At 67.5% G+C, this 26,640-nt stretch carries 29 protein-coding genes; 16 read left to right on the top strand and 13 right to left on the bottom strand.

Annotation, left to right across the window (positions count from 1 at the left end; all coding sequences use genetic code 11):
- On the bottom strand, positions 1 to 1,257 hold a 1,257-nt coding region (locus ALI144C_RS09520; RefSeq protein ID WP_143230537.1), incomplete at its 3' end, for a HAMP domain-containing protein.
- Positions 1,258 to 1,468: 211 nt separating this feature from the next.
- Between ALI144C_RS09520 and ALI144C_RS09515 the strand changes: the two genes are divergently transcribed.
- Positions 1,469 to 2,731, top strand: coding sequence for a PP2C family protein-serine/threonine phosphatase (locus ALI144C_RS09515; protein WP_083752871.1), 1,263 nt, complete (start codon positions 1,469 to 1,471; stop codon positions 2,729 to 2,731).
- Here ALI144C_RS09515 and ALI144C_RS09510 read toward each other — a convergent pair.
- Positions 2,715 to 3,083 (bottom strand): STAS domain-containing protein, encoded by a 369-nt coding sequence (locus ALI144C_RS09510; RefSeq protein WP_076986647.1) that lies wholly within the window; start codon positions 3,081 to 3,083, stop codon positions 2,715 to 2,717. The genes ALI144C_RS09515 and ALI144C_RS09510 overlap by 17 nt on opposite strands.
- Before the next feature lie 9 nt (positions 3,084 to 3,092).
- A complete protein-coding gene (locus ALI144C_RS09505; RefSeq protein ID WP_237774064.1) occupies positions 3,093 to 4,109 on the bottom strand; it encodes a YhjD/YihY/BrkB family envelope integrity protein in 1,017 nt (338 codons plus the stop codon).
- Between the two features lie 81 nt (positions 4,110 to 4,190).
- Between ALI144C_RS09505 and ALI144C_RS09500 the strand changes: the two genes are divergently transcribed.
- Genes ALI144C_RS09500 through ALI144C_RS09490 form a run of 3 tightly spaced genes read left to right on the top strand, consistent with a single transcriptional unit; the run spans position 4,191 to position 5,899 of the window.
- Positions 4,191 to 4,739, top strand: coding sequence for a hypothetical protein (locus ALI144C_RS09500; RefSeq protein WP_076986645.1), 549 nt, complete (start codon positions 4,191 to 4,193; stop codon positions 4,737 to 4,739).
- Positions 4,736 to 5,215 carry a hypothetical protein gene (locus ALI144C_RS09495; protein WP_076986644.1) on the top strand — a complete coding sequence of 160 codons (480 nt, stop codon included), beginning with the start codon at positions 4,736 to 4,738 and terminating at the stop codon, positions 5,213 to 5,215. The genes ALI144C_RS09500 and ALI144C_RS09495 overlap by 4 nt, the downstream gene beginning before the upstream one ends.
- 51 nt (positions 5,216 to 5,266) lie before the next feature.
- Entirely contained in the window at positions 5,267 to 5,899 is a 633-nt protein-coding gene (locus ALI144C_RS09490; protein ID WP_076986643.1) for an HNH endonuclease family protein, read from the top strand.
- Positions 5,900 to 5,905: 6 nt separating this feature from the next.
- Here the strand turns inward: ALI144C_RS09490 and ALI144C_RS09485 are convergent, their stop codons facing one another.
- From ALI144C_RS09485 to ALI144C_RS09470, 4 genes are all read right to left on the bottom strand, one after another.
- A complete protein-coding gene (locus ALI144C_RS09485; RefSeq protein ID WP_076986642.1) occupies positions 5,906 to 6,712 on the bottom strand; it encodes a maleylpyruvate isomerase family mycothiol-dependent enzyme in 807 nt (268 codons plus the stop codon).
- Positions 6,713 to 6,788: 76 nt separating this feature from the next.
- A complete protein-coding gene (locus ALI144C_RS09480) occupies positions 6,789 to 7,355 on the bottom strand; it encodes a TetR/AcrR family transcriptional regulator (RefSeq protein WP_076986641.1) in 567 nt (188 codons plus the stop codon).
- 72 nt (positions 7,356 to 7,427) lie between these two features.
- On the bottom strand, positions 7,428 to 8,441 hold the full coding sequence (locus ALI144C_RS09475; protein WP_076986640.1) for an NUDIX domain-containing protein: 1,014 nt from the start codon (positions 8,439 to 8,441) through the stop codon (positions 7,428 to 7,430).
- A gap of 31 nt (positions 8,442 to 8,472) precedes the next feature.
- Positions 8,473 to 9,036: an AAA family ATPase gene (locus ALI144C_RS09470; RefSeq protein ID WP_076986639.1), complete on the bottom strand. Its 564-nt coding sequence runs from the start codon at positions 9,034 to 9,036 to the stop codon at positions 8,473 to 8,475.
- A gap of 42 nt (positions 9,037 to 9,078) precedes the next feature.
- Here ALI144C_RS09470 and ALI144C_RS09465 point away from each other — a divergent pair, with 42 nt between their 5' ends.
- Positions 9,079 to 10,239, top strand: coding sequence for an NAD(P)-dependent oxidoreductase (locus tag ALI144C_RS09465; protein WP_076986638.1), 1,161 nt, complete (start codon positions 9,079 to 9,081; stop codon positions 10,237 to 10,239).
- A gap of 49 nt (positions 10,240 to 10,288) precedes the next feature.
- On the opposite strand, the gene ALI144C_RS56640 is transcribed toward ALI144C_RS09465, so the two are convergent.
- Complete coding sequence (locus tag ALI144C_RS56640) at positions 10,289 to 11,728, bottom strand: PKD domain-containing protein (protein ID WP_202818896.1); 1,440 nt, start codon at positions 11,726 to 11,728, stop codon at positions 10,289 to 10,291.
- Between the two features lie 309 nt (positions 11,729 to 12,037).
- Positions 12,038 to 12,829, bottom strand: coding sequence for a S1 family peptidase (locus tag ALI144C_RS09455; protein WP_076986636.1), 792 nt, complete (start codon positions 12,827 to 12,829; stop codon positions 12,038 to 12,040).
- Between the two features lie 270 nt (positions 12,830 to 13,099).
- On the opposite strand from ALI144C_RS09455, the gene ALI144C_RS09450 reads away from it, so the two are divergent.
- The 5 genes from ALI144C_RS09450 to ALI144C_RS09430 all read left to right on the top strand — a co-directional run bounded on the left by ALI144C_RS09450 (position 13,100) and on the right by ALI144C_RS09430 (position 19,893).
- Complete coding sequence (locus tag ALI144C_RS09450; protein WP_143230530.1) at positions 13,100 to 14,146, top strand: sensor histidine kinase; 1,047 nt, start codon at positions 13,100 to 13,102, stop codon at positions 14,144 to 14,146.
- Positions 14,143 to 14,823: a response regulator gene (locus ALI144C_RS09445; RefSeq protein WP_076986634.1), complete on the top strand. Its 681-nt coding sequence runs from the start codon at positions 14,143 to 14,145 to the stop codon at positions 14,821 to 14,823. Before ALI144C_RS09450 ends, ALI144C_RS09445 begins: the two co-directional genes overlap by 4 nt.
- Before the next feature lie 78 nt (positions 14,824 to 14,901).
- Positions 14,902 to 16,917 (top strand): MMPL family transporter, encoded by a 2,016-nt coding sequence (locus ALI144C_RS09440; RefSeq protein ID WP_237774063.1) that lies wholly within the window; start codon positions 14,902 to 14,904, stop codon positions 16,915 to 16,917.
- Between the two features lie 54 nt (positions 16,918 to 16,971).
- The gene (locus ALI144C_RS09435) at positions 16,972 to 19,257 is read left to right on the top strand and encodes a sensor histidine kinase (protein WP_143230529.1); all 2,286 of its coding nucleotides are present in this window, start codon (positions 16,972 to 16,974) and stop codon (positions 19,255 to 19,257) included.
- Between the two features lie 9 nt (positions 19,258 to 19,266).
- Positions 19,267 to 19,893 (top strand): response regulator transcription factor, encoded by a 627-nt coding sequence (locus ALI144C_RS09430; protein WP_076986631.1) that lies wholly within the window; start codon positions 19,267 to 19,269, stop codon positions 19,891 to 19,893.
- A 7-nt stretch (positions 19,894 to 19,900) separates the two neighbouring features.
- On the opposite strand, the gene ALI144C_RS09425 is transcribed toward ALI144C_RS09430, so the two are convergent.
- Together ALI144C_RS09425 and ALI144C_RS09420 are read right to left on the bottom strand one after the other, a co-directional pair.
- On the bottom strand, positions 19,901 to 20,344 hold the full coding sequence (locus ALI144C_RS09425) for a hypothetical protein (protein WP_076986630.1): 444 nt from the start codon (positions 20,342 to 20,344) through the stop codon (positions 19,901 to 19,903).
- Positions 20,341 to 21,480: a DUF5995 family protein gene (locus ALI144C_RS09420; RefSeq protein ID WP_076986629.1), complete on the bottom strand. Its 1,140-nt coding sequence runs from the start codon at positions 21,478 to 21,480 to the stop codon at positions 20,341 to 20,343. The genes ALI144C_RS09425 and ALI144C_RS09420 overlap by 4 nt, the downstream gene beginning before the upstream one ends.
- A gap of 134 nt (positions 21,481 to 21,614) precedes the next feature.
- Here ALI144C_RS09420 and ALI144C_RS09415 point away from each other — a divergent pair, with 134 nt between their 5' ends.
- Genes ALI144C_RS09415 through ALI144C_RS09405 form a run of 3 tightly spaced genes read left to right on the top strand, consistent with a single transcriptional unit; the run spans position 21,615 to position 23,869 of the window.
- A complete protein-coding gene (locus tag ALI144C_RS09415) occupies positions 21,615 to 22,385 on the top strand; it encodes a nucleotidyltransferase domain-containing protein (RefSeq protein WP_076986628.1) in 771 nt (256 codons plus the stop codon).
- 6 nt (positions 22,386 to 22,391) lie between these two features.
- A complete protein-coding gene (locus tag ALI144C_RS09410; RefSeq protein WP_076986627.1) occupies positions 22,392 to 22,802 on the top strand; it encodes an FxsA family protein in 411 nt (136 codons plus the stop codon).
- A gap of 29 nt (positions 22,803 to 22,831) precedes the next feature.
- On the top strand, positions 22,832 to 23,869 hold the full coding sequence (locus ALI144C_RS09405; RefSeq protein ID WP_076986626.1) for a DUF3616 domain-containing protein: 1,038 nt from the start codon (positions 22,832 to 22,834) through the stop codon (positions 23,867 to 23,869).
- 15 nt (positions 23,870 to 23,884) lie between these two features.
- On the opposite strand, the gene ALI144C_RS09400 is transcribed toward ALI144C_RS09405, so the two are convergent.
- The gene (locus tag ALI144C_RS09400; RefSeq protein WP_076986625.1) at positions 23,885 to 24,337 is read right to left on the bottom strand and encodes a MarR family winged helix-turn-helix transcriptional regulator; all 453 of its coding nucleotides are present in this window, start codon (positions 24,335 to 24,337) and stop codon (positions 23,885 to 23,887) included.
- 63 nt (positions 24,338 to 24,400) lie between these two features.
- Here ALI144C_RS09400 and ALI144C_RS09395 point away from each other — a divergent pair, with 63 nt between their 5' ends.
- Both ALI144C_RS09395 and ALI144C_RS09390 read left to right on the top strand, forming a co-directional pair.
- Positions 24,401 to 24,769, top strand: coding sequence for a VOC family protein (locus ALI144C_RS09395; RefSeq protein WP_076986624.1), 369 nt, complete (start codon positions 24,401 to 24,403; stop codon positions 24,767 to 24,769).
- Positions 24,762 to 25,619 carry an NAD(P)H-binding protein gene (locus ALI144C_RS09390; RefSeq protein WP_083752869.1) on the top strand — a complete coding sequence of 286 codons (858 nt, stop codon included), beginning with the start codon at positions 24,762 to 24,764 and terminating at the stop codon, positions 25,617 to 25,619. Before ALI144C_RS09395 ends, ALI144C_RS09390 begins: the two co-directional genes overlap by 8 nt.
- Before the next feature lie 51 nt (positions 25,620 to 25,670).
- On the opposite strand, the gene ALI144C_RS09385 is transcribed toward ALI144C_RS09390, so the two are convergent.
- Positions 25,671 to 26,132 (bottom strand): MarR family winged helix-turn-helix transcriptional regulator, encoded by a 462-nt coding sequence (locus ALI144C_RS09385; RefSeq protein WP_143230528.1) that lies wholly within the window; start codon positions 26,130 to 26,132, stop codon positions 25,671 to 25,673.
- 87 nt (positions 26,133 to 26,219) lie between these two features.
- Here ALI144C_RS09385 and ALI144C_RS09380 point away from each other — a divergent pair, with 87 nt between their 5' ends.
- Positions 26,220 to 26,588 (top strand): cupin domain-containing protein, encoded by a 369-nt coding sequence (locus ALI144C_RS09380; protein ID WP_202818895.1) that lies wholly within the window; start codon positions 26,220 to 26,222, stop codon positions 26,586 to 26,588.
- Positions 26,589 to 26,640: the final 52 nt, after the last annotated feature.

Raw genomic sequence — 26,640 nt, 5'->3', positions numbered from 1 at the left:
GGCCACGCGGGTGACTTCGTCGGCGAAGGCGGAGAGTTGGTCGACCATGGTGTTGAGGGTGTTCTTGAGTTCGAGGATTTCGCCTCGGGCGTCGACGTTGATCTTCTGCGTCAGGTCGCCACGCTGCACGGCCGCGGCCACGGTCGCGATGCTGCGGACCTGGGTGGTCAGGTTGCCCGCCATGAAGTTCACCGAGTCGGTGAGGTCTCGCCATGTTCCGGCCACGCCAGGCACCTGCGCCTGGCCACCCAGAATGCCGTCCGTGCCGACCTCTCGCGAGACGCGGGTGACTTCGTCGGCGAAGGCGGAGAGTTGGTCGACCATGGTGTTGAGGGTGTTCTTGAGTTCGAGGATCTCGCCTCGGGCGTCGACGTCGATCTTCTGGGTGAGGTCACCCCTGGCCACCGCCGTCGCCACGGTCGCGATCTTGCGGACCTGGTCGGTCAGGTTGCCCGCCATCAGGTTCACCGAGTCGGTGAGGTCCCGCCACGTCCCCCCGACGCCAGGCACCTGCGCCTGGCCACCCAGTTTGCCGTCGGTGCCGACCTCTCGCGAGACGCGGGTGACTTCGTCGGCGAAGGCGGAGAGTTGGTCGACCATGGTGTTGAGGGTGTTCTTGAGCTCGAGGATCTCGCCACGGGCACCGACCGCGATCTTCTGCGTCAGGTCACCCCGCGCCACCGCCGTCGCCACCCGCGCGATGTCACGCACCTGGTCTGTCAGGTTGCCCGACATCAGGTTCACCGACTCGGTCAGGTCACGCCAGATCCCGACGCCGCCGGGGACCTGGGCGCGGCCGCCGAGGATGCCCTCGGTGCCGATCTCCCGGCCGACCCTGGTCACCTCGGTCGCGAACAGCGAGAGCTGGTCGACCATCCGGTTCACCGTCTGCGCGAGCTCCAGCACGTCCCCGTTGAGCGACCGGCCGTCGAACTCCAGGGGCATCCGCTGGGTCAGGTCACCCTCCGCGACCGACTTCAGCACGTGGTTGATCTCGACGGTCGGCTTGGTCAGGTGGTCCATCAGCTCGTTGACCACGTCCGTGGCGACACCCCAGCCGCCTGAACCGCCTACCGTGCGTAGCCGCTCGTGCAGCCCGCCGTCGGTCGCGACGCTGTCCCGGACCCGCAGCAGCTCGTTGACCAGCAGCTGGTTGCGCTCCGCGATCTCGTTGAACGCCGCGGCCAGCTTGGCCGAGCGGCCGTCGCCACCGGCGACGATCCGACGCCGGAAGTTGCCTTCACGCAGGTCCTCCATCGCGGCGAGTACCCGGTCGAGCGTCGCGTCCTCGCCATCCTGGCTGACTGAGCTGGCTGACTCCTGGTTGATGTGCGTAGTCACGGGTACTGCTCCTCGGATCGAGGCGACGTTCAGTGTCTAACCTTGCCATGTCCGGTCAGCGTCCGTGGCGCCAGCCGCTACGGTTTACGGTGAAGACGTTGTTGCCGAAGCGTCAGCGAGGTGCGGGATGACCGATGCAGCGGCATCGGCCCGTTCGGTCGTTGCCCAGCAGGGTGGCGCGATTTTTCTCGCCGAGGCAGGCGGCAGACTCTGCGGCAGTATGGACGTCGGCGCGACGGCCACCACCGTCGCCGAGCTCGCCAGCCCGGTGCTGGCCGAGCGCGCCGTCGTGGTGCTGCCCGCGTCCCGTGGCCGGTGGGAGTGGTGGTGCCACGTCCTGGACGGCCGCCCGAGCCACGGCAAGGTCCGGCGGCTGACCCCGTCGGTCGCTCCGGTGCTGGCCAGAGCCATGTTCGCGACGCAGGCCACGGTCAGGCAGGTGCCCCACGCCGAGGTCGAGGCCATTCCCGGCTCGCTGCGTGACGTGCTCGTCGAGCAGTCCGAGATCTGCGTGGTGCCGCTGGTCGCCGAGAACGACACGCCCGGGGTGCTGATCCTGGCGAGGGGCGAGACGCTGACCGAGTCGGACCACAGCGTCGTGTGCGAGTTCGCCCTCCGCGCCGGTGCGGCCCTCGGCGCCGCGGCGGAGCACGGCAGACAGCGCGCGGCGATCGAAGGCCTGGAGACCACGCTGCACCCGGCCGAGTTGCCGACCGTGCCGGGTGCGCGGATGGCCGCGCTCTACCGGCCCGCGGACGGGCCTTTGCAGGTCGGTGGCGATTTCTACGACGTGCACCCGCGTTCGGACGGCACGCTGCTGTTCCTGCTCGGCGACGTGTGCGGCAACGGCCCGGAGGCGGCGGCACTCACCGGCAGCATCCGGCACGCGCTCAACGCGTTGCACCTGGTGGAACGGGAGCCGCAGCGGCTGCTCGACCTGGTCAACCAGACGTTGCTCGCCACCGGGCGCAGCCGGTTCGCCAGCCTGGTCGTCGGCTCGCTGACCTCACGCGGCGCGGACACGATGCGCCTGGCGCTGGGTTCCGGTGGTCACCCGAGCCCGCTGGTGCTGCGTCGGGACGGCCGGGTGGAAGAGGTGATCATCTCCGGCATGCTGATCGGCGTGACCGCGGCGGCGAAGTTCGGGCAGGAACTGGTCGAGCTCAACCGCGGTGACGTGTGCCTGCTCTACACCGACGGGATCAGCGAGGCCAGGGGCGGCCCGACCGGAGACGAGATGTACGGCGAGCGCAGGCTGCACGACCTGCTGGCCGGCTGCGTGGGCACACCGCTCGACACCATCCTCGCCAAGATCAACTCGAGCGTGCGGGAATGGCTCGGCGGCAACGATCACGACGACATCGCGCTGCTGGCTATTCAGCCGTACTGATCGCGAGCGCGGCGAGCGCGTCCGGCACCGACGGGTAGATCGGCAGGACCTGCTCGAGCCCGGTGATCTTCAGCGGTCGGCTGATCGGCGAACTGCCCGCGACGATGCCCCACCTGATGTTGCGGCGTTCGGTCTCGTGATGCGTCTCGACCAGCGCCGAGAACCCGAGTGAACCCATGAACGTCACGCCGTCCAGGTCGAGCACGAAAGCGTCGCCGCTGGTCAGGGTATCGGCGAGGCGCGCACGGAACACGTCGGCCGACGCCAGGTCGATGTCCCCGGTCACGTGCGCGACGGTCACCGCCGACTCATGACGTTCCAGTTCGATCTGGACCACGTCGTTGTCGGACACCTTGTCTCCCTACTTCCGCCGTGTCTTCTGCGAGTGCCGCCGGAAGGCCCGCTGGAGCCACAAGGTCGCCACGGCGCCTGTCGCCACCAGCCAACCAGCGGTCGCCAGCCCAGGCCTCGGTGCCGCGGGCGTGGCTGTGGTCTGTCCAAGGTACCCCGGGTCACGATCCGGTTCAGGTTTGCCCGTCCGGTCTCCGGTCGCCGTCCAGGCCGCGACCAGCAACAACAGCCTGGCCACGAGGTAGATGAAGACGAACAGACCGATCACCGAGCCGAACGCCTTGCTGGTCGGGGAGCGGCCGAGCAGGCTCAGGTACAGGTTCGCGCCGATCTTGAGGATCTCGAACCCGACAGCCGCCGCGACCGCGGCACGCACGGCCTTGCGCTTGTTGACCTTCGCTCGGGGCAGCCGGACCAGCACCCAGAGGAAGACCAGCGAGTCGGCCAAGATCGCCAGCGGAACGGACAGCACGGACAGCACGGTGCCCGCCCAAGGCTGGTCGCTCATGCCGACCCACCCCAGGACCGAACTGTTGAGCCAACTGCCCACGGCTGTCAGCGTGAACGACACCAGCAGCGCGAGACCGAGGCTCACCAGCGACAACATGTCCCACAGGATGGTCCGGAAGAACGGCAGCGCCGGTCGTTCCAGCTCCCACATGGCGGTCAGGGCGTCCCGCAAGGCGTTGATCCAGCCCCAGCCCGCGTACAACCCGACTACCAGACCGAACACACCGAGCGAGGCGCGTTGGGTGATAACGCCGTCATAGATCTCAGTCGCGAACGAATCGAGGCCGGACGGCAGCGCCTGCACGATGGTCGTCCGCAGATCGGCGGTGATCTCCTTGTCGTCGGCGATCACGAAGCCCGCCACCGACAAACCGACCATCAGCACCGGCACGACCGACAGGACGCTGAAGTACGTGATCGCGGCGGCGTACTGGTAGGCGTTGTGTTCCACGTACCGGTCAATGGTCCTCACCAATTGGTCGAACCAGGCGTAACGGGTACGGAGCCGCGTGATCACGAGTCGATTCTCGCTGACGCGTGTAGTGATCATCACGAAGGGCACCCTGCGGACACACCTTCCATCCAAGGAGGTCTCACAATGTCAACGGGTGCGATCATCGCCATCATCGTCGTGGTGGTGCTGGTGGCCGTCGCCGCGGTGTTCTTGTTATTGCCGCGAATGCGCAGCCAACGTCTGCGCAGCAGGTTCGGTCCGGAATACGACCACGTCGTGTCGAGCAGGGACGACCGGCGTGCGGCAGAGAAGGAACTCACCGACCGCGAGCGGCGGCACTCCCAGCTGGATCTCCACCCCATCCCACCCGAGAGCCACGAGAAGTACCGCCGCGAATGGGCGCGGATCCAGGAACGGTTCGTCGAGGCGCCAGCCGAATCGGTCGCCGAGGCGGAGCGCTTGGTCAACATCGTGGTCGCGGATCTCGGGTACCCGGCCGAGGGCTACGACAGGCAGTTGGCTGACTTGTCCGTCGAACACGCGCGTGCGGTGGAGCAGTACCGCTCGGCGCACGACATCCAGTCGAATGCGGACGCGTCGACCGACGACCTGCGAAAGGCGATGGTCTCGTATCGCCACGTGATCGACGACTTGCTCGAACACAAGCCCCGGAAGGCGGTTCAACGCGCATGACCACAGCCGAACCCAGCGATCGCAGGCACAGGCAACCCGCGGAGTTCAGCGACGAAGCGCAAGCGGGCGCCACGGAGACGCGTGACCGTGCGGTCCGGCAGGCAACCCCGGAAAACACGGAACAACAACCTGGTGCTCGTGCTGAAAAAGCCCGGGCGCCGGAAGCGGGCGTGGCCGAGAACAGGGCCCCTGCGGAGAAGACCAACACCGCGGAGAAGGTAAGGCTGTTCGAGGAAACGGAAGCCGAGCGCTACCGCGTCCAATGGCGTGAGTTGCAGGCGGGTTTCGTCGACGAGCCACGGGCAACCGTGCGCGAGGCACAGACGTTGGTGAACCACATGGTGGAGTCGTTGACCACGCAGTTGGAAAACCAGAGACAGCAGTTGCACAGCGGCGCGGACACCGACGACACCGAGCGGTTGCGAGTGGTGATGCAGCGCTACCGGTCCCTGTTCGACCAGATGTTGTCGGTCTAGTACCGGCGCGCCTGACCCGGCTCACGTCGTTGATCGTTTTAGATCGACGACGTGAGCCGGAGTCGTCCTCCGACCGCGGCCGGTATCGCCGCGGTCGTGGTGTTGTTGCTGGTAGCGGTCGGTATCTGGTGGATCACCAGAGCGGAGTCCACGGCGGACCCGAAGGTCTTGCCGCAGCTGGACAGCCTCGGGGTCGCGCCGGCCGGTTCGATGAGCGGCTACAGCCGGGACCGTTTCCCGCACTGGGCGGGAACAGGCAACTCCTGCGACACCAGGGAAATAGTCCTGCAACGCCAGGGGGCGGACGTCCAGCGGGACGCCGAATGCCGCGCGGTGTCAGGCAAATGGACCAGTCCGTACGACGGCGTGGTGATGACGAAAGCGGCGGACGTCGACATCGACCACGTGGTCCCGTTGGCCGAGGCGTGGCGTTCCGGCGCGTCCCGGTGGACCGACGAGCAACGCAAGCAGTTCGCGAACGATCTGAACAACCCCCAGCTGTTCGCGGTGACGGCGGCGTCGAACAGGTCGAAGGGCGACAAGGACCCAGCGGACTGGAAACCACCGGCGAAGACCTACTGGTGCACCTACGCGGAGAACTACGTCGCGGTGAAGGCCCACTACAAGCTGACGGTGGACACGAAAGAACGCGACGGCCTGGCGGAAATGCTCGCCACCTGCTGACCGCCGTCAGATGGTGAACCGCAACGCGGACACCACCCGCGAAGCCAGATCCTTGTCACCTTTCAGCGTCGCGCCCGCGAAACCGGCTTCGGCGGGGAGCCGTCCGCCCGCCACCCGGGTGAAGAGTGTGGACGGGATCGACAGCGTCGCGGTCGCCGCACCCGGCAATGAGTCGACCACCGCCGCGCGGCCGTCCAGCAGAACGTGGATCTGCCGGGAAACTGGGCCCGTCAGGTCGAAGGTGACCGAAGATCCCTGCGGCGCCTGGGCTTTCTTGCCCACGATGTAGCCGAGCGCCGCGGTGATCTCGTCGATCGAGAGTTCCGCGCACGAGCCGGACTCGTTGCCGGGGATGCCGACCGCTTCCCGGATGTCCTGCTCGTGCATCCAGCAGTCGAACACGCGGATCCGCATGAACCGCGCGTAGGTGGCCTGGCCCGCCGGTGTCCATGACGGAGCGTTGAAGTCCTCTTCGGACATCGCGGTCAGCGCTTCCGCCCTTGTCGCGGTGATCTCGCGAAAGCGGCGGTGCACCTCGGCGGGGGACTGCTCACGCATCCACTGCACCCAGCACTCGTTCATCGCACCGATGTCGTTGTGCACGTAGGGAAGGTCCCGCACGGCGGGGTTCTTCGGCGCTTGCTGACCAGCCAGGCTCAGCTCGGTGCCGACGATGTGGGCGACGTTGTCCTGCACCGACCAGCCGGGCAACGACGTCGGCGCGGCCCATTGCTCGGCGGACAGGTCTGCCATGAGCTTGTCGATCGACGACCACTCGTCGACGAGGGTTCGTACCGTGTGCGCCTTGGTCATTCCGAATCTCCTGAGAGGTCGATGGTCTCACCGCGGTTGACGCTCACCCAGTTCCGGCCGCGGAAGTCCACGGCCGTCACGCCTGCTCCCGCAGGTGGGCACTGATCAGCGCGCGGACTCCGGCCGCTATCTCGTCGGCCGAGGCCAGCCGCACCTTGGCGATCAGGATCTGGCCCTGGATCTGGGCGAGGATCATCCCGGCGAGCCGCGCGGGGTCCACGCCGGCCCGCAGATCGGCCTGCTCGCACGCGGCCAGGAGGCGTTTCTCCCAGCGGTCGAAGACCGCGGCGACGTGCGTTCTCAGGTCGTCGTCCGTGGTCGACAGTTCGGCGGCCAGATTTCCGAACGGGCACCCGACGATCCGTCCGAAGCGTTCCTCGAACGCCCCCTGCACGTGGGCCACCGCTCCGGCGACGGCGTGGAGCCCCTGGTCCTCCGCCTCGTCGAAGCGCTGGTCGAACTGCGCCGCGTGCAGGTCGATCACCGCTTTGGCCAGGTCCGCCTTGGACGGGAAGAAGTGGTAGAAGCTGCCTTTGCGCACGTCGGCGGCCGCGCACAGGTCGGTGATCCCGACCGACGTGTAGCTGCGGGTCAGGAACAACTTCGCTGCCGAGCGGACGATCCGGTCCCGCGACACCACCATGGGTGGACCGTAGCCTGCGCTTGACTGACCGGTCAACTACGGACGCGAGGCGTCCGCATGGTCACGTCTGCTTCACTTCGCCTCGGTGGAGGTGTAGTGCCTGGCGGTCAGGTAAAGCCGCTGTGCCACATCGCGGCTGGTGCTCTCGCGTCGGCCCCGCGCTTTCCCGTCGTTGATCCGATGCCATTCGGCAACCGCCTCGTCGATGGCACGAATCGCTGCGCCCTCGTCCTGTGCGCAATCGAGCAGGCTCACCTCGATGCGGTCGCGCTCGGTGTACTTGGGTACGACGGCAGGTGCGGTTGATCCCTTGGTCGAGCAGATGTAGATGAAATCCAAGTGCCGCTTGTGGTCCATCTTGCATGACCCGCCGAGGTCCTCGTCGAGCAAGAAGTCGGGCTGCTCGATCCACCTGGTCTCGGTGGTCGAAAGCGACGTCGCCGCGCCTCGGGTTTCCAGTCCCGGAGTGGCCACCAGTTCGGCGATGAAACCCGTCTCACTGGCTATCTTCTTGATCACCACGTCGGTGGGGTCGTCCACGTCCGGGTCGAAGTGGCCGCCTGGGGAGACCCACAGCCCGTGCGGTGAGTTGATGTTCAGGTTGTGTACCAGGACGAAGAACTTGCCCGAAGTCCCCCGGTCGTGAACCAGAACGCTGGTGGCGGCGAACCCCAGTGTTCGACCTGGGGGTGTGCTCGTGTTCTGCGCGGCGAGGCGCCGATAGCCGATGAAGAGCCAGAGTTCGCTGACCGCGAGCACCAGGAGGGGAACGGCCAGATAAGCGTCGTTGTGGACCGGGCTTTCCGCGATGATCGTGGTTCCGACGAAGGTCACGAAGGTAAGGCCGAGCACGCCCAGTCGATCGGCAACGGACGTGTGCTGCTTGCCGCTGTTCCGGGCTGCCAGGTAGTGGACGGCGGGTACCGCCAACAAGATGATCCCGAATACCACCAAACCCGTGGTGCTGTAGATGCGGAGTTGGTCACGCATCCACGGCACCGGCAGGATCAGGATGGCGAAGACGATGTTCGAGCAGACGTTGAGAACCAGGTTTCGCAGGTCAGATCTGCGCTGGGAAGACGACATACGATTCACCTTTCGGCTGAGCTCTCATGCGTCAGGAAAACTCCCTGAGTACGTCGTCTATCTGGCGATGCAATTCCGGCAAGGTGCCGTTGTTGATGATGTGCAGGTCGGCCAGGGCGATGGGAATCGCTTTGTCGAGCATGGTCACCTCGAACTCGTCCCGCCTGTCCAACTCGTCGGCTGTCAGCGGCCGTATCGGGCGCTGTGCCACTCGGTATTTTCTGATGCGGCGCGATGAGTGAACCGCCAAGGTGACCATGGAGCCACCCAAGGATTCTTCCAGCAGTGTTCTTTCGGCTGCGCTGTACAGGCCGTCGATGACGACAATTCCCCCGGTTTGCCGAATGCTGATCACATGGGGTATCGAGCGCTTGGCCATGACGGCCATTCCCTCTTTGGCCCGCAAGTCCTCGCGGACAATCCTCTCGTTCTCCGGTGACACGGGCAGTTCGCGGCGCTTGACTTCATCGATCACCACTCCGCCGAAGTACACCGGGGTGTAACCGTATTTGCTCACAAGTTGCTCGGTCACCCGGGACTTGCCTGTACCCGCCAGTCCGACGACAGCGAGTATGGGGGGAGGCGTCAAGCTCATGGGCCTATCATCTCAGGGCTCCCTGCGCTAGCGTCGCGAGGTGTGCCAGAAGCGACCGCGGCTACTCTGGGTGACCACGAGACCGTCACAGCGTGGAACTTCTTTCACGAGTTGATCGATGTGCTCCCGGCTCGGTCGCCCTGCGACCTGGTTTTGGTGGCTCATCTACTACCGGATCGACCGCCTCTGCTGGACGCCTACGCGGCAACGGGCTCGCTGAAGGCGGTAATACCGATCGAGTACTCGACCGATCACGTCGTGTACGAACAGGCTCGCGCGGCCGGAATTCCGGTCACCGACTGGCAGGCCACACCGACGACAACCGGTCGAATACTGCAAACTGTGCGAGAGGTCCTGAGAACGAGTGACCGGTCGTTGCTCCTGATGGATATCGGTGGGTGGTGTTCCGCGGCGGCGGTGACCGCGCGGAGCGAATTCGGTGATCGATTGCTCGGGGTGGTCGAGGACACCGAAGCCGGGCATCGTGTGTACGAAAAGCTGAACCTGGATTTCCCGGTGGTCTCGGTGGCGCGCAGTCCACTGAAGGATGCCGAGGACAACTTGGCCGGGCATTCGGTGATCTTCTCGGTGGAACGTTTGACGAGACGCCTCGGGCGGCCTTTGTCAGGGTGCAGGGTGTTGGTACTCGGGTTCGGTAAAGTGGGGCAAGGAGTAGCCAGGGCCGCGCTCGGCAGGGGAGCGTCGGTTGACGTCTTCGACGTGCGCTCCGATCGCCGGGCGTTGGCATTGACCTTGGGGTACCGGATACCTGACCGTGCCATCGCGCTTCGCGAAGCGGACATCATTGTCGGCTGCACCGGCAACGGAAGTCTCCATGCCAGTGATCTTGCGAACCTCAGAGACGGCGCCATCGTGGCCAGTGGCAGCAGCAAGCGCCTGGAGTTCACATTTCCGGTACCGATCGAACGGAACTCCGGCTTACCTGACCGGATCGCGACGCTCACCACGCCGTCGGGTGGCCGCGCCCTGCTGGTCGCCGATGGTGAGCCAGTGAACTTCCTCGATGACGCGGTGATCGGGCCCGCACTTCGGCTTGTGCAGGGCGGGCTGCTCGCTGCCGCGGTGAGCGTCATCTCGCAACGGGCACCCAAGGGGATTTCCGACCTCGCCCCAGAGTTCCTGGAAACGGTCTCCGACACGTGGATCAAACACTATGTGCGCCCGGATGGGCTGTTGAAATAGCAGCGAACAGGGCCCGCGCGCAGAGCGCGGGCCCTGTTCCGTCAAGCTGTCACTGGCCGAAGCAGAAGGCTTGGCTGCCGACGCTGAAGCATTGGACTTGTTTGGTGGCGGTGCTGGCGTTGCCCGCTCGGTCGGTCACCTTCAGTTCGCTGGTGTAGGTGGTTTGTCGGTTGGGGTATTTGTGCGTCGTGGTAGCACCGGTCCCGGTCGTGCCGTCGCCGAACTTCCAGTCGTAGGTGGCGATGTCGTTGTCGGGGTCGGTGGAGCCGGTGCCGTTGAAGGTGCAGTTGTCCCACTGGCACTGCACGGTGAACGACGCCCTGGGTGCTTGGCCTTGTTGCTTGCCTGCGGTGACCTGTTTGGTTTCGGTGTCGGTCTTGCCTTCGTTGTCGGTGACAGTGAGTTCGACGGTGTAAGTTCCGGCCTGGCCGTAGGTGTGTGATGGGGTGACGCCGGTGCCGGTCTGGTTGTCGCCGAACTTCCAGGCGTAGGACGAGATCGAACCGTTCGGGTCACTGGAACCCGACGCGTCGAACGAACATGATGGCTCACTGGTGGAACAGTTCGCGGTGAACGCCGCCGTCGGCGCGCCCGGCTCACCAGGATCGCCGTACTTCTTGATCATCTCGTTGGCCCAGTCGCCCATCGTGCCGGTCAACCGGCCCCAGGCGCCGTAGCTGCCGCAGCCGACCTTGACCCAGGACGCGACGCCGACGATCACGCCGTCGACCACCATCGGGCCGCCGCTGTCACCCTGGCAGATGCCGTCGTGGCCGTCCTGGTACCCGCCGCAGACCATGTAGTCGTTGTTGAACGTACCGAACGAGCCGCAGGTGTTGCTGCCGTTCACGATCGGGTAGCTGGCCACCCGCTTGAGGTGGCCGAACTCGTTCTCGCCGTCGCGGATCCGGCCGTAGCCCAGGAGCAGGGCGTTCTTACCCGGCTGGGTCAGTGCCGAGTCGCCCGACGCGGCGACGCGCGGGTACTTGTAGCCCGCGGGCACCGGGATGTCGGTCTCGGTGACCACGATGCCGACGTCCCAGCCGGTCTGCCAGCCGTTCGGCGGGTCGTAGTTCGGGTGCTGCAGGTATTCCTTGACGGCGATCTTCGTGCCGCCACCGACGGTCAGGTCGTCGGCGCCGTAGTACATCGACTTCGCGCCTTGGCCGTCCTTGCAGTGCGCCGCGGTCACGATGACCCGTTTCGCGACCACCGCGGCCGTACACGTCTGGCCCATCGGGCGGGCGCCGCCTTCCCGCAGCATGGCGATGATGAACGGGTAGTCCTTCACGAACGCCTTCTCGCCGCCGACGATCTGGGTGTGCGGGCCGCCCCCGGCGTCGGGGTCGGGGGCGGTGTCGGTCGGGTTGATCGCCTGCGGCGCAGGGGAATCCACCGCCGGGGCTGCCGACGACACACCGGGTACCAGCGTGGACAGGGCCATGGCCAACCCGGAGACGCAACCGAGCCATGCTCTCTTACTTCGCATCATGCTCCCTCGCGTGAGCGGCCCACCGTGCGCAGGGAGGGACACGGTGCGGCCGACCACTCGAGCATCAGCAGTGGCCCCAGCCGAAACAATCAAGGTATCTATCCGTATCCATACGGCTTTAATGCGTATCAGCCGCTGGCCGGACGACCCGAATACGGTGCGATGCCCGGCGGTTTCGCCGGACACGGGGCAGACGACCGGCTCGCCCAGGTGGAGGTCCGGTACCGCACCCAGGGACAGGGCGCGGGCCGATGTGGCCTTCGCCGCGCTTGTCGCGACGAAGGCCACATCGGTCATCTACCCCGGTCAGACACCTGCGGTCTGGCGAATCCAGGTGCGGATGGTGGAGCTCACCACGGTGTTGTAGCCGCCGAAACCGCTGCCGTCGGTCGGCTTGTTGCCGATCGAGCAGACGCCGATCAGCTCGCCGGACGAGTTGATCATCGGGCCGCCGGAGTCGCCACCGGAGGTGTCACCGTTGTTGCGGATGCAGGCGATGTCACCGAAGTTGGTGGCGCAGTTGAGCTGGGTGACGCTTCCGTTGGAGGTCTTGAGGTTCTCCGGCAGGTTCGTCCAGTTCGAGTTCTGGTAGCCCCAGCCGTAGACGCGCTCGGTGGTGCCGACCCGCAGCGATCCCTGCGCCGCCACGCGCAGGTACGTCGCGTTGACGTCCCTGGACAGCTGGAGGATCGACACGTCGTTGTTGCCCGGCGCGTTGATCACGCGGCTGACGGTGGCCGTCGTGCCGCCGGACGAGCGCGTCAGCGAACCGATGCGGACGTTCAGGTTCGGCGAGCCGACGCAGTGCTTGGCCGTGATCACGTAACGCGGCGCGATGATCGACGCGGTGCAGGAGAAGCTGCTGCCGGTGTGCAGCGCGGCGATGTACGGCACCGGGGAGGTGACGCGGCTGCCGCCCACGATCGCCGTCGACGGACCGGGCTTCTCGCCCTCGGCGATCGGCCGGACCAGTGTGCTCTGGTCCGCGATCCCGTCCGGTGTCGTGGTCTGCGCGCCGCCGGCGCTCAGCGCCGCGGTGCTGAACGCGAACGCCGCCGCCACGGTGACCACCGTGGCGCGCTTCAGCAAGGTATGCATTTACTCGGATCCTCTCAACGAAAATGGAGAACGCAGGGGAGTTCGTCGAATGGAAAAAGGAGTTCCGCAACATCCCATGTTGTTTGTTGCCGCTTGATGCTAGGCAGGTTTCGACGCTCACGGCCAGTGCCTCGTTTTCACACGGACCGTGGCGAAAACTGTGATACGAATCCGTATGAACAAGGCGATTCGGCCAAACACTAGGTATGCGGTGCGCTAGCGATAGGTAGTGCGCCGCGTGGTCGCCCCGAGTGGTGGCACACTCGGGTGGTGAAGTGGACAAAGGACGCACTCTGGGCAGGCGTGGTGCTGGTCGGCGTCTACGTGCTGACTGTCCTGCAGGGACCGCCGCTGGAGTTCTCCGGCTTTGTCCTCATTGTCCTGACGTGTGCGCTGCTTGCTCTCCGGCAGCGTTTTCCGATATGGGTCGCCTTCGGGACGATGGCGGGCTGCGGGATCTACTACCCGTTCGCGGGCAGTGCCGGGCCGTTGCTGGCGGCATTCGTGATCGCGTTGTACTCCGTCGCCGCGACCGGCCGCATCGTTGTCGCGATCGGCATCGCCCTGCTCGCGATGGTCGGGATCGTGCTCGGCGAGGCCGCGAGTCCGGCGCGGCACCTCGACGACATCTCGATGTTCATGCTGGTGGGCTGGTTGGTCGCGGTGATCGCTCTGGGAGCGGTCAGCCACGGCAGGCGCGCACTGGTCGCGGAGGCGGAGAAACGGGCCACGTCGGAAGAACGGCTGCGGATCGCGCGGGAGTTGCACGACGTCCTCGCGCACAACATCTCGCTGATCAACGTCCAGGCCAGCGCCGCACTGCACCGTTCAGGCAAGGAAACCGAGGCGCTCGGCGCGATCAAGCAGGCCAGCAAGGACGCGCTGAGGGAGCTCAGGGCCACTCTCGGCGTGCTGCGCCAGGTCGACGAACAGGCGCCGACCAGCCCGCCGGGGCTCGGTCAGCTCGGCGACCTCGTCGAGCGCACCAGGGCGACCGGGCTCGCGGTGACGGTCGACGGCGAGCCGAGGGCGTTGCCCGCGGACGTCGATCTGGCCGCGTACCGGATAATCCAGGAAGCGTTGACCAACGTGACCAGGCACGCGTCGGCGCGTGCGGTGACCGTGCGGATCCAGTACGACGACAAGGACATGTTGGTGCTGATCGACGACGACGGCCGGAGCGGCGAAGTGAAGCCGGGCAACGGGATCCGTGGCATGACCGAACGGGCGCGGTCGGTCGGCGGTGACCTCACCGTGCGCGGCGACGCCACGGGAACGCGGGTGTCGGCCCGCCTGCCGATCGGGGGTGAGCGGTGATCAAGCTCCTGCTCGCGGACGACCAGCGACTCGTCCGCGCCGGGTTCAAGTCCATTCTGGACGGTGAGGACGACGTCGACGTGGTCGCCGAGGCCGCCAACGGCACCGAGGCCATCGCGTTGACCCGGTCGGCACGGCCGGACGTCGTGCTGATGGACATCCGGATGCCCGAACTCGACGGGCTGGCCGCGACCCGCGAGATCGTCCGGGTCTCGGACGCCAGGGTGATCATCCTGACCACGTTCGACCTCGACGACTACGTCTACGGCGCCCTGCGCGCAGGCGCCAGCGGGTTCCTGGTCAAGGACACCGAGCCGATGGAGCTGATCCACGCCGTGCGCGTGGTCGCCAGGGGAGACGCGCTGCTGGCACCGGCCGTGACCCGCAAGCTGATCGCGGAGTTCGCCGGTCGCGTCGACCGGCCCGCGCCGAGCCCACGGCTGAACTCGCTGACCGACCGCGAACGCGAGGTGATGGTGCTGGTCGCGGCGGGCCTGTCCAACGACGAGATCGCCGCGAAGCTCGTGCTCAGCCCGGCGACGGCGAAGACCCACGTCAGCCGGATCATGACCAAGCTGGGCGTGCGCGACCGCGCCCAGCTCGTCGTACTGGCCTACGAGTCGGCCATGATCACGCCTGGGTGGATGTCAACCCGGGATGTAGGGGATCGCCATTAGGGAACAACTCCGGTCGTACGCGTAGTGCCCGCTGTCGCCCGACGACCGCAACCTGGTGCGTAGCCGACTCTGTGCGGCGTGAACACATCGAAACCGAGCCGGTTCGAGCGGCTGGCTGTCTGGGCGAGGCGACGCCGCTGGCTCGCCGTGATCCTCTGGGTGGCGGCGCTGGCCGGGATCACGCTCGCCGCGCAGGCGGTCGGCAGCGACTACCACAACGACCACACCATGCCGGGCACCCAGTCCCAGCAGGTCGCGGACATGTTCCAGGGGCGCGAGGCAGGCGCTGTCCAGGTCGTCGCCGAGGGCGACCTGACGAGGTTCCCCGCCGTGCTGGACAAGCTCCGCGACCTGCCGCACGTCGCCGCCATCCAGGAGCCACAGGCCAACGGCGACATCGCGTTCGCGACCGTGACACTGGACGCCAAGGAAGTGCCCAAAGAGGACATCCGCCGGATCGTCGACACCGCCAAGTCCACGGACCTGCGGGTCGAGCTCGGCGGTGACCTCGTCCGCGGCGCCGAGGAATCCGCGGGCGGGGGCGCGGAGGGCGCGGGGATGCTGGCGGCGCTGGTGATCCTGGTGCTGATGTTCGGCTCGCTGCTGGCCGCCGGGCTCCCGCTGATCACCGCGGTCTTCGCGGTCGGCGCCACGGTCGGGATCATCATGCTGGCCTCGCACCTGGTGGACCTGCCGGACTACGCGCCACCGGTGATGATCCTCGTCGGACTGGGTGTCGGCGTCGACTACGCGCTGCTGATCTTCGCCAGGTACCGCACCGAACTGCTCGCGGGCGCGGACCGTGACACGGCCGCGAGCCGGGCGTTGAACACCGCCGGGCGGTCGGTGATGTTCGCGGGGTGCACGGTGATCATCGCACTGCTGGGGCTGCTGGCACTCGGGCTCGGGTCGTTGCAGGGGCTCGCGCTCGCCGTGACGTTGACCGTCCTGCTGACGCTGGTCGCGTCGCTGACACTGTTGCCTGCGTTGCTTTCCCTGCTGGGCAGGCGGATCGAGAAGGCCGTGCTGCGCAAGGCGCACAAGCCGCACGGCAATCGGTGGCGTGCGTGGGCGGCTGGGATCCAGCGGCGCCCGTGGCCCGCACTGGTCCTCGCGGTCGCCGCGCTCGCGGCGTTGTCGTTGCCCGCACTGGGCATGCGGTTGGGCTTCGCCGACGCCGGTACCGAATCGCCGAGTTCGACCAGCCGTCAGGCATACGACCTGCTGGCCAAGGGATTCGGTCCCGGTTTCAACGGACCGCTGATCGTCGTCGCGCAGGGCGACGAACAACCACGGCTGCCCGAAGTGCTGGCAAACACGCCTGGCGTGGCCGAGGTCCTGCCGCCGCAGCAGACTCCGCAAGGGACTGTGGTGGTGCTGTACCCGACAAGCGCGCCGCAGGCCAAGGAGACCAACGACCTCGTCGTGCGGCTGCGCGACGACGTTCTCCCATCGCTGCCCGGCAGCACGTTCCTGGTCGGCGGTGCCACGGCCGCGGCGGACGACTTCGCCGAGGCGGTCAGCGACCGGCTGCCGCTGTTCGTGCTCGTCGTGGTCGGCCTGTCCGCGCTGTTGCTGCTGGTGGTGTTCCGGTCGATCCTGATCCCGCTCAAGGCCGCCGTGCTCAACCTGCTCAGCATCGGAGCGTCCATGGGCGTGGTCACGCTCGTCTACGGCGAAGGGCTCTTCGGTGTCCAATCGGGACCGATCGAGGCGTTCGTCCCTGTGCTGATCTTCGCGATCGTGTTCGGCCTGTCCATGGACTACGAGGTGTTCCTGCTGTCGCGGATGCACGAGGAGTGGCGCCGGACCGGCGACGCGGCTCACGCCGTCCGCGAAGGCATGGCGGGCACCGGCAGCGTGATCACGGCCGCGGCGGCGATCATGATCGTGGTGTTCGGCGCGTTCCTGTTCAGCCCGGACCGGATGCTCCAGCAGTTCGGCCTCGGCCTCGCGGTCGCCGTCCTGCTCGACGCGGTCGTGATCCGCTGCCTGATCGTGCCCGCGGTGATGCGCCTGTTCGGCCAGGCGGCGTGGTGGCTGCCACGTCCGGTCGACCGCAAGTTGCCCCGGTTGGCGCTTGAACCCGGCTGACAGGCGGCAGAAATACCCACCCGGCGGACCGGCGATTGCGACTACCGTCTGCGGGTGCGGACAAGTGGTGCACGCGGGGAGACGATGGGGTCCGCGGAACGGGAACTGCTCAGCACGGGTCTGCGGTACGCCCTGGGGTTGAGGCTGGTCGTGGTCGCCATGGCCAGCCTGGTTTCCCTGCTGCTCGAACCGGCGCCGCGGCCCGCGTTCGCGGCGGTCGTGGTGGTCGCGCTGAACGGCTGGAACGCGTGGTACGCCTACCGCCGGGTGCGTGGTGGCGGCAGCCTGCTGACCGTCGCGGATGTCACGGTGATGTGCGCGGTCTGCCTGACCCAGGTCTGGACCGCCACTCCCGAGACTGCCTCAGGCATGAGCTGGGTCCTGGTGACCGCCGAGATCACCCTGGTGGCCTACCCGTGGCAGATCGGCGCGAAGACCCTGGCCGCCGCCACGGTGCTGATCATGGGTGCCTACCTGGCCGGAGGGGCGCTGGCCACCCCGGAGAACTGGGCGGCGACCGTGCCGGTCCAGCTCTGGATGGTCATGGAGGCGGCGCTTTCCTTTGCGTTGTACCGGTTCGTGCGGCGTGGCGCACGCAACGCCGACCGGCTGGTCGCCCGCAACGAACAGCTGCGCCTGCAGGCGGCCGTCGCCTCGGCCAGGCGCGACGACGAACGGGAGTACCTCGCCGCCCTGCACGACACGGCTTCGGCGACACTGCTGATGGTCGGCGCGGGCGTGGCCACCAAACCCGAACGGTGGTTGTCCGACCAGGCGGCCCGCGACCTGGAAGTCATCCGCGGCCGGGAGGACGTGCCCGCCGGTCAGGTCGATCTGCTGGACATGCTGCGCGAAGTCAGCGACCGCACCCCGCTGACCGTCCGGTGGCAGGCCCAGCGGGCGGTGACCGTGCCCGCGGTCGTCGCGATCGCGTTGTCCCGCGGCACAAGGGAAGCGTTGACGAACGTGGTCCGGCACGCCGCGGTCGACACCGCCGAGGTGCGTGTGCGGTCCAACGGTGACACCGTTACCGTCGAGATCGTCGACGAGGGCTGCGGATTCGACGCCGCCAGCGTGCCCGGCAACCGCTTCGGCGTGGCGCGCTCGCTCGTCGAACGGATGTCCCGGATCGGCGGCACCGCCGAGATCACCAGCGAACCGGGGCACGGCACCACCGTGCGCCTGGAAAGCCCGATGGCCGTCAGGCAGTCCGGCGGCGGCGACGCGGACATCATCGCCAACCGGTTCCTGCGCGGGCTGCGCTGGGCGCTCGTCGCGATGAACCTGGTCATCCTCTACGGCCTTGACCTGCCGAAACTCCTGTCCAGTACGGACGCGTACACCACGGTCGTCCCGCAGTACCTCGCGCTCGGCCTGGGGACGGCCGTCTCGCTGTGGGCGGGGTTCGCCACCTGGCGCGGGTTCGAGCGGATCCCGGGGCGCTGGCCGCTGGTGGTGCTGGTGTTCGCCGTGTCGGTCCTGGCGACCCAGACCGCGCTCCCGGAACGGCGCCTGGGCATCGCGCACTGGTCCGAGGGTGACATCGCGTGGTCGCTGGCCCTGCTGTTGCTGGACGAACGCGCGGCGGTGTTCATCGGTGTGGTGGTCGCCCAGTACACGTTGACGTTCGTCCACGTGACGATCGGCGGCACCAGCGCCGTGACCGTGGCGGGTGCGGTGAACGCGACCGTTGTCGTGCTGGCGTACCAGATGGCCGTCGGGATGATCGCGACTGTTCTGCGTGGGATCGCGGTATCCGCCGCGCGCATCGCCCGTGACGAGGAGGAACTGCGGACCTCCGAGGCTGTGGCCGACCAGTTGCACGACGACCGCAAGGAACGCTACGCCCTGGTCGCCGACACGACCGCGCCCCTGCTGGCGGGCCTGGCATCCGGCGAACTGGACCCCGGGGACGTCGCGGTCCGCCGACGGTGCTCGCTGGACGCGGCGAAGATGCGACGGCTGTTCGCGGAAGGCGCGTCCGATCCGCTGCTGCACGAACTGCGCGGCTACATCGAACTGGCCGAACGAAACGGTGTCTCGGTGCGGTTCGCCGAACGAGGCACCAGGCCGACCGTGCCGCCCGACGCACGCCGGGCGTTGACGGAACCGGCGGTGGCCATGCTCGCCACCGCGGTCCGCGTGGCACGGGTCACGGTGGTGGGGACGGGGGAGTCGGTGACCGTGAGCGTGGTGTCCGACTCGCCGCCCGAGGCCGTGCCGTCGACGGAGTTCGCCGGGATCACGACGTCGACCGTGCTGAGCGGATCGCAACTCTGGGTCGAGGTGACCTGGATGAGGGGTGAACGACTGTCACCGGCCGCGCCGGGCGATTCGTAACGTGTTCTCATGGGGATCAAAGTCGGTGTCGTCGAGGACCACCCGCTCTACCGCTCGGCCCTGGTGCGGTTGGTCGAGGGGGCACCGGACTTCGAACTCGACGCGGCCGCCGAATCCGTCGACCGGTTCGCGGCCGTCCGGCGGCACCGCGACTCGGTCGTGGCACTCGACCTGAACCTGCCCGGTGTCAAGGACGCGGCGGCGGTGATGGCGATCGTCGCCATGGGCCACCCGGTCCTCGTGGTCAGCGCCCACGCCGAACAGCAGGACGTGCTCGGGGCGTTGGCGGCCGGTGCCCGCGGTTTCCTGTCCAAGGACGCCGACGGCGCCGAACTGCTGCGGGCGTTGCGGCAGATCGCGTCGGGGGACAGCTACATCTCGCCCGTGCTCGCCTCGTACATGCTCGACGCCCACCGCGGCAGGCACGTGCTCGAACTGTCCACTCGGGAACGTGAGGTGCTGTCGCTCGTCGCGTCCGGCGAACGGGACCAGGACATCGCGGACGAACTGGCGATCAGCATCCGGACCGTGCGCTCGTACCTGGACAGGATCAGGGACAAGACCGGTCAGCGCCGCCGCTCGGAACTCACCCGGTACGCGATCGAGCAGGGCGTGCTCGGCCGCCGCTCGGCGTGACTGCCGACTACAACCAGTCGGGGCTGACCACGAGCCTCCCGTCCGGCCCGACGGCCAGCGGCAACCCGGTGTCGGTGACGTGCACCTCGGTGATTCGACGGACCGACTCGGCGTATCCGGCGGCGGTGGTGCGCTGGTCGGGCGTGAGGCCGTCGGGTGGTTCGGGGACGGCCAGGTCAGCGAGGGCTTGCTCGGTCGCGGCGCTGTCCGCCTGCTTCGTCGACGTCGTCGTCACGAGCCTGTCCAGCAGCCGATCGGCGAACGACGACGCGGGGCTGCGCAGCTCGGCCAGTCCGCTCGCGGCGATTCGTGCCCTGTCCTGCGGATCCACGGCGGCGACGGCACGCAGCCAGCGCCCGGCCATGGACGTCTGCCAGTCCACCAGCCGGGTCAGGGCGGCGCGGTCGTCGCGTTCGGCGGCGGCCAGTGCCGCGGTGATGGTCCGTGTCATCGGGGCTGGTTGTTCCAGTTGTAGTCGCTGATCTTCCTGCCGTCCACGTCGAAGTCGTCGCTGCCCGAGAACGGGTGCGCGCCGGTGCTGTACGCCTCCAGCCTCTTCTGCATGCCGCCCTGGGTGTCGACGCCACGCTGGTGCCCGCTGACGATCGTGGTCGCCTTCTCCCACGAATGGTCGCGTTCCATCGGGATGTCGAACATGAACGGCATGCCCGTGTCCTGCAGCCAGCCCCAGCTCATCGGGTCGTACGAGCCGAGCGTGGCGGTTTCCTGGATCTCCGGGCGGAGGTCGGCGGTCGCTTTCTCGAACACCGGCGCCATCCGGTTGTAGTCCTCGTGGAAGTCGGCGAGGGTCACGTTCGGCAGGCCCGCGTAGTGCTGCTCGTACATCGCGGCGATCGCTCGTGGCAGGTCGAACCTGATGTGCGCCTCCATCGACGGCAGCAACGCGTTGCCGATCTCGTGTGCCTGCGTGCGGATCCAGCTGCCGTCGTTGGAGGACTCGGCGGCGGCGAAAGCCGCCTGCCAGTTGCCCTCCACCTTGTCCTTCTGACCGGCCCGCCACGCCTCCAGGTTCTGGTGGTAGGTGGCGTGGAAGGAGATGACCTCCTGCATCTTCATCAGCGGGTACTGGTAGGCGCCCGCGTCGATCGCCTCGAGCTCGTGCTTGGTGACGAAGTGGTACACCTTGGCGAACCAGTACTTCATGTCGCCGCGCAGGGACTCGGCCGTCACCAGCTGCTCGGCGGCGATCGCCACGCACCGCGACCGCAAGGCGTTGAACGTGGCGATGGGATTGGCGGGCAACGCCTCCGGCTTGGGGTTGCCCGAGAACACGACGTGACCGGCCGACGCCGGGATCGCCGTCAGGTGCTCGTGGCCGCCGTCGATCCGGGTCTGGTTGCCTTCCTGGTCCGTCGTGGTCGTGTCGACGGCGACCGGCCCGAGGACGTTCGGCTCACGCCGCACGGCCAGCACGCGCTGGATCGGCTGGGACTCGCTGGCCCCGCTCAGGACACCGGCGACCGCTCGGTTGCCCGCCTGCCCCAGCAGGTTCAGCACCGGGTGCGCGCGACCGGCCTCAGTGGACGCGGCCGGGCCTTGGTCCGGTTGTCGGTCATGCGTGTGCACGTGTGTTGCCTCCCAGCGCTACCAGCCAGAGTCTGCCGGTGCCGTGCCGTGGGGGACATGCCCGAAAGGGTGGACGGACAGGTCCACCATGATCGCCGGGCGGGCCATCCGCGAAAAGCGATAGGGTCGGGCGAATGATCGACGAGATCGACAAGATCGTCAACCGGTACCTGTCGGTCGCCGACCGGCTGCTGCCCGGCCGGATCAGCGGTTTCTACCTGGTCGGGTCGGCGGCGCTCGGCGCCTGGCACCCCGACACCAGCGACATCGACTTCGTCGCGGTCATGACCGGCCCGGCGACACGGCTGCGCGCGCTGCACATCCTGGGCAACCTGGCGACGGCCGGACGCGCGTTGGTCAAGCGGCAGACCACCATTCCCGGCACCATGAACGGTGTCTTCGTCGCTGCGGACGACATCGGCAAGCCCGTCACCGAGATCCGGCCGATCGCGTCGCACAGCGGCCGCTCGTTCAAACCCGGCGTGGCCTTCGACGTCAACCCGGTCATGTGGAAAGTGCTACAGGACAAAGGAATCACCATCCGCGGCGGCGAGCCGTCCACCCTCGGCCTCGATCCGGAACCCCGAAAGCTGCGGCAGTGGAACCTCGACCAGCTCGACGGGCATTGGCGATCTTTCGCCGAGCAGTGCCTGTCGGCCCACCCGCCCCGCAAGCCGCTGCGCACCGCGCACGAGACGGCCGCGGCGCGGGTCACCGGCCCGCCGAGGCTGCACCACACGGCCGCGACCGGCGAGATCATCTCCAAGGACGACGCGGTGCGCTACGCCGCGGACACGTTCGGTGTGCGCGTCCAAGACCTGGAAAACCCCAGGCAGATCGGCGAATTCATGCTCGAGGTGATCGACGACGCCACTCGGGAGTCTTTTCGCCGTCTCGGACGTTGACCGAGTATGCCCGTTTTGATCCTGGTGTTGCTGGCCATGGCCGTCGAGATCACCGTACTGGTGCTGATCGGCTCGGCGATCGGCGTGCTGCCCACGATCCTGCTTGTGGTCGCGGCCACAGTGCTGGGTGTCGTGCTGCTGCGCCGCGAGGGAACGCGGGCGCTGACGGCGTTCCAGAGCAAGGTCCGATCCGGACAGCAGCCGCAGGGCGAGATGCTCGACGGCGTGCTGATCGCCGCCGCCGGGATCCTGGTGGTGCTGCCCGGGTTCGTCAGCGACGTGCTGGCGATCGCCCTTTTGTTCCCGCCGACGCGGGCGCTCGTGCGCAAACGCGTGCTAAAACGGGCTGAAGAGCGCGCGCGTCGCTACCGGGAGAACGGCCCTGGCCAGGTCTTCGTCATCGACGCGCAGCCCTGACGGCCGTTCAGTTGTAGAAGAGGGGGCCCATGACCGTCAATCGCCAGGTCCGGCTGCGATTCGAAACCGGCGCTGTCGAAGCGCAGACGCACGTCAACCTGTCCGCGGTCCGCAGTGACGGGCGCTACCTGTGGATCGCGGGCGACGAGACCGCGACCATCGAACGGCTGACCGCCGACGAGATCGGCCACCCGGCCGAGTACGCCGAGCACGTGACGTTCCCGTTACCGGACGTGATCAGGCTGCCCGGAGAGGCGGACGAAGAGGTCGACGTCGAAGGGCTCACCCGCGTCGGGCCGTACCTGTGGGCGGTCGGATCGCACAGCGCGAAGCGCAAGAAGCTCAAGCGCGAACACTCGGACGCCAAGTCGGCCAAGCGGTTGGCCAACGTCAGCGCCGAGCCCTCCCGCCGGGTCCTCGCGCGACTGGCGATCGAGAACGACGAGCCGGTGGCGCGGACCAGCGACGGCCACACCAGTGCGGCGCTCGGCCGTCCCGGCCTGATCGACCTGTTGGATGACGACGACCACCTGGCGCCGTTCCTGGCGATTCCCGGTAAGGACAACGGGCTGGACATCGAGGGGATCGCCGCTGCCGGGGAGCCAGGCCAGGAGCGCGTCTTTCTCGGGCTGCGCGGGCCGGTGCTGCGCGGCTGGGCGGTGATCTTGCAGCTCGCGCCGCGTGCGGACGGCAACGAGCTGGAGCTGGAGAAGGTCGACGGCGACCGGTACGTGAAGCACTTCCTGGACGTCGACGGGCTCGGCATCCGGGATCTGTGCGTGCACGGTGACGACTTGTTGATCCTTGCCGGTCCTTCGATGGATCTGGACGGGCCCGTGCGGATCTACCGGTGGCGGGACGCCGCGGACCTCAAGGCCGCCGACGTCGTCCACCGGGACGAGTTGGAGCGGGTGCTGGATCTGCCTTTCGGGGAGGGGGATGACCACGCCGAGGGGATCGCTTTGTTGCCTGACAACGAGTTGCTCGTCGTCTACGACAGCCCCGCGCAGAGCCGGTTGACCGAGCCGGGCGTCGTGCTCGCGGACGTGGTGAGCCTTCCGTCCTGACCAGGGCGGTTGGTGCTACGCACTGTCGTTGCCGTCGCGCAGGTTCCGGATCATGCTCCGCATGATCCGGAACGCGTCGGTCTGCTCCGCCTCGGTCATCCCACCCAGCATCCTGACCTCCACCGACCGCACCGCCGCCGTCGCACGCTCCAGGCTCCGCCGTCCGCGAGGTGTGAGCCGCGCGGGAAGCGCCTTCCCCACAGGCGCCGCCGCGGGCCTGGTCACGTAGCCGTCTCGCTCCAGCGCCTGCAGTAGCACGTTCATCGTCTGCCGGGTCACGAACGCACCTCGCGCGAGCTCGGAGTTCGACAAACCCGGCCGCTGAGCCAGCAACTCCAGACAGGCGTAGTGCGTCACGTTCATCCCCAGCGGCCGTAGCACCTCCTCCATCGCCGCGCGCAACGCGCTCGACGCCTCCTTCAGCAGATAGCCCAGTGACGTGTTCAGGTCGACACCGCCTTGACTCATGTCAGTATTCTGACATACAGTCGGACGTGTCAGAAGACTGACACGTAAAGAAGGAGCAACACCGTGCCCGCCACCGGCCCCGACTTCATCTCACTACAAGCGCGCGACCTCGTCACGTCACAGGCGTTCTACGAGCGCTACCTCGGCCTCGTCCGCTCACCGGCCGGACCTCCGCACGCGGTCGTGTTCGACACGAAACCCATCGCGTTCGCCCTGCGCGACATCATTCCCGGCACCGACCTCGCCGCCGCCGCCCGGCCCGGCATCGGTGCCGCGATCTGGCTGCACGCCACCGACGTCCAAGCCATCCACGACGCCCTCGCCGCCGACGGCCACACCATCGTCACCGCGCCCGTCGACGGCCCCTTCGGCCGGACGTTCACCTTCGCCGACCCCGACGGCTACCAGATCACCCTCCACGACCGTGTCTGAGGCGGGCATCCTGGTTTTCGGGGCCACCGGAGCGCTCGGTCGCCACGTCCTGGACGCGCTGGTCGTCCGGGGAACCAGTCCGGAAACGATCACCGCGGCCGGCCGGAACCAAGTGCGCATCGGGGAACTCGCGTCCGCCGGGTTCGGCACCGCCGCCGTCGACCTGTCGGATTCGGCCGGCGTCGCGGACCTGGTCGCCAGGCACTCCGACATCGTGTTGATCTCGGGCAGGGATCCGGATCGCCTTGCTCAGCACGAGTCGGTCATCGAGGCCGCGAGGAACGCGGGTGTCCGGCACGTCTACTACACCAGCGGAGTCCGGGCCGACGATGACCGGTTCGAGATCAACGCGGACCACCGGGCCACGGAGAACGCGCTCATCGCTTCCGGCGTGACGTACACGATCCTGCGGAACACCTGGTACATCGAGAACTACATCCAGGCGCTGGCAGGCCCCCGCTTCACGGGCGTTCTCGCCGCGGCGACCGGTGACGCCGTCGTCGCGGCAGCAAGCCGGAAAGACCTTGCTGAGGCTTTGGCCGCTGTGGTCACCACTGATGGGCACGACAACGTCACCTACAGCCTCTCGGGCGACAAGAACTTCACCTACGCCGATATCGCCCAAGCGATGGCGGTCGTGCTGAACCGAGAAGTCACGTACCGGCCTGTCACTCCCGACGAGTTGCGGGCAGCGCTCATCGGTTCCGGGATGGACGGCGAACTGGCCGGTTTCCTGGCAGGTCTCGACGAAACCATCGCCGCCGGGGTTTTCGCCCGGGTCGGTGACGATCTCTCCCGGCTCATCGGCAGGCCGACGACGGGCCTTGTCGAGGGACTGACGGCAGAGTGATCACCAAGGACGGCGCGGGCGAGCAGGCGACATCGGCTCGCGCCGTCCTTCTCACCAGACCGGTCGCAGTGCTGGCAGTTCCGGGCCGGACATCGTTCTGATCAGCTTGGTCAGCTCTCCGCGCAGCCCGGTGAAGTTCACCTGTCCGGCCAGTTCCGCTTCGAGGCCGTGCAGGATCCGCCCGGCCACGGTCAGGTGCCGTGTCGCCTTGTCCGTCAGCACCACCAGCTTCCGCCTGCCGCCGTCCGGGTGCGGCGTGCGTGTGACGTACTCCTTCTCTTCCAGTTCGTCGACGATCTGACTCGCGGCCTGCTTGGTCACCCCGAGGCGGTCTGCGAGTTCGGTTCCGGTCATGCCGGATCTGCGCAGCGCCTGGAACACCGCGCCGTGGATGGGCCTGAGGTCCTGGTACCCGGCGGCGTCCAGCCGCGTCACGAACTCCCGTAGGACGAGCTGGAATCCCATGCCGAGCAGGAACGTGAGCTCGGTTCGAGCCAATGGGTCCTCCGTCACGCCTCCATCTTGACACATCTGAGTCAAGTAGGTTTACTTAATATTGAGTAAAGCTGGTTGACACAGAAGCGCAGGGGAGAAGCTGAATTGATCGTTGTCGAGTCCGCACGCGCGACCGAGACGCCGAACGCCACCATGGCCAGCCTGGCCACGCCGGGACTGGGCAGCAAGGAACTCAGTGTGTGGAAGGTCAGCATGCGGGCCGGGACGCAAGGACCGGTGCACGCGATCGACCGCGAGCAGGTGTGGGTGGCGCTCAGCGGCGCGATCGAGTTCGTTGTGGATGACGGCGTGAAACTCGTCCGCACTGGACAAGCCGCCATCGTGCCCGCCGGTGAGGTGCGGCAGGTGCGTGTCGTCGAGGGTCCGGCGGAGGCGTTGGTCTGCATGTCGGCAGGTGGTTTCGCGACTGTGCCCGGCTCGGACGAACGGCATCCGTTGCCGTGGGCCGAGTGACGGCTTCCCGTCCGGTCCCAACATCATCGGCTGCCGTTTGGTGAAACCTTGG

This window comes from Actinosynnema sp. ALI-1.44 (genome assembly GCF_001984155.1).
Taxonomy (GTDB): Bacteria; Actinomycetota; Actinomycetes; order Mycobacteriales; family Pseudonocardiaceae; genus Kibdelosporangium.
This window is presented reverse-complemented; position numbering and strand designations above follow the sequence as displayed.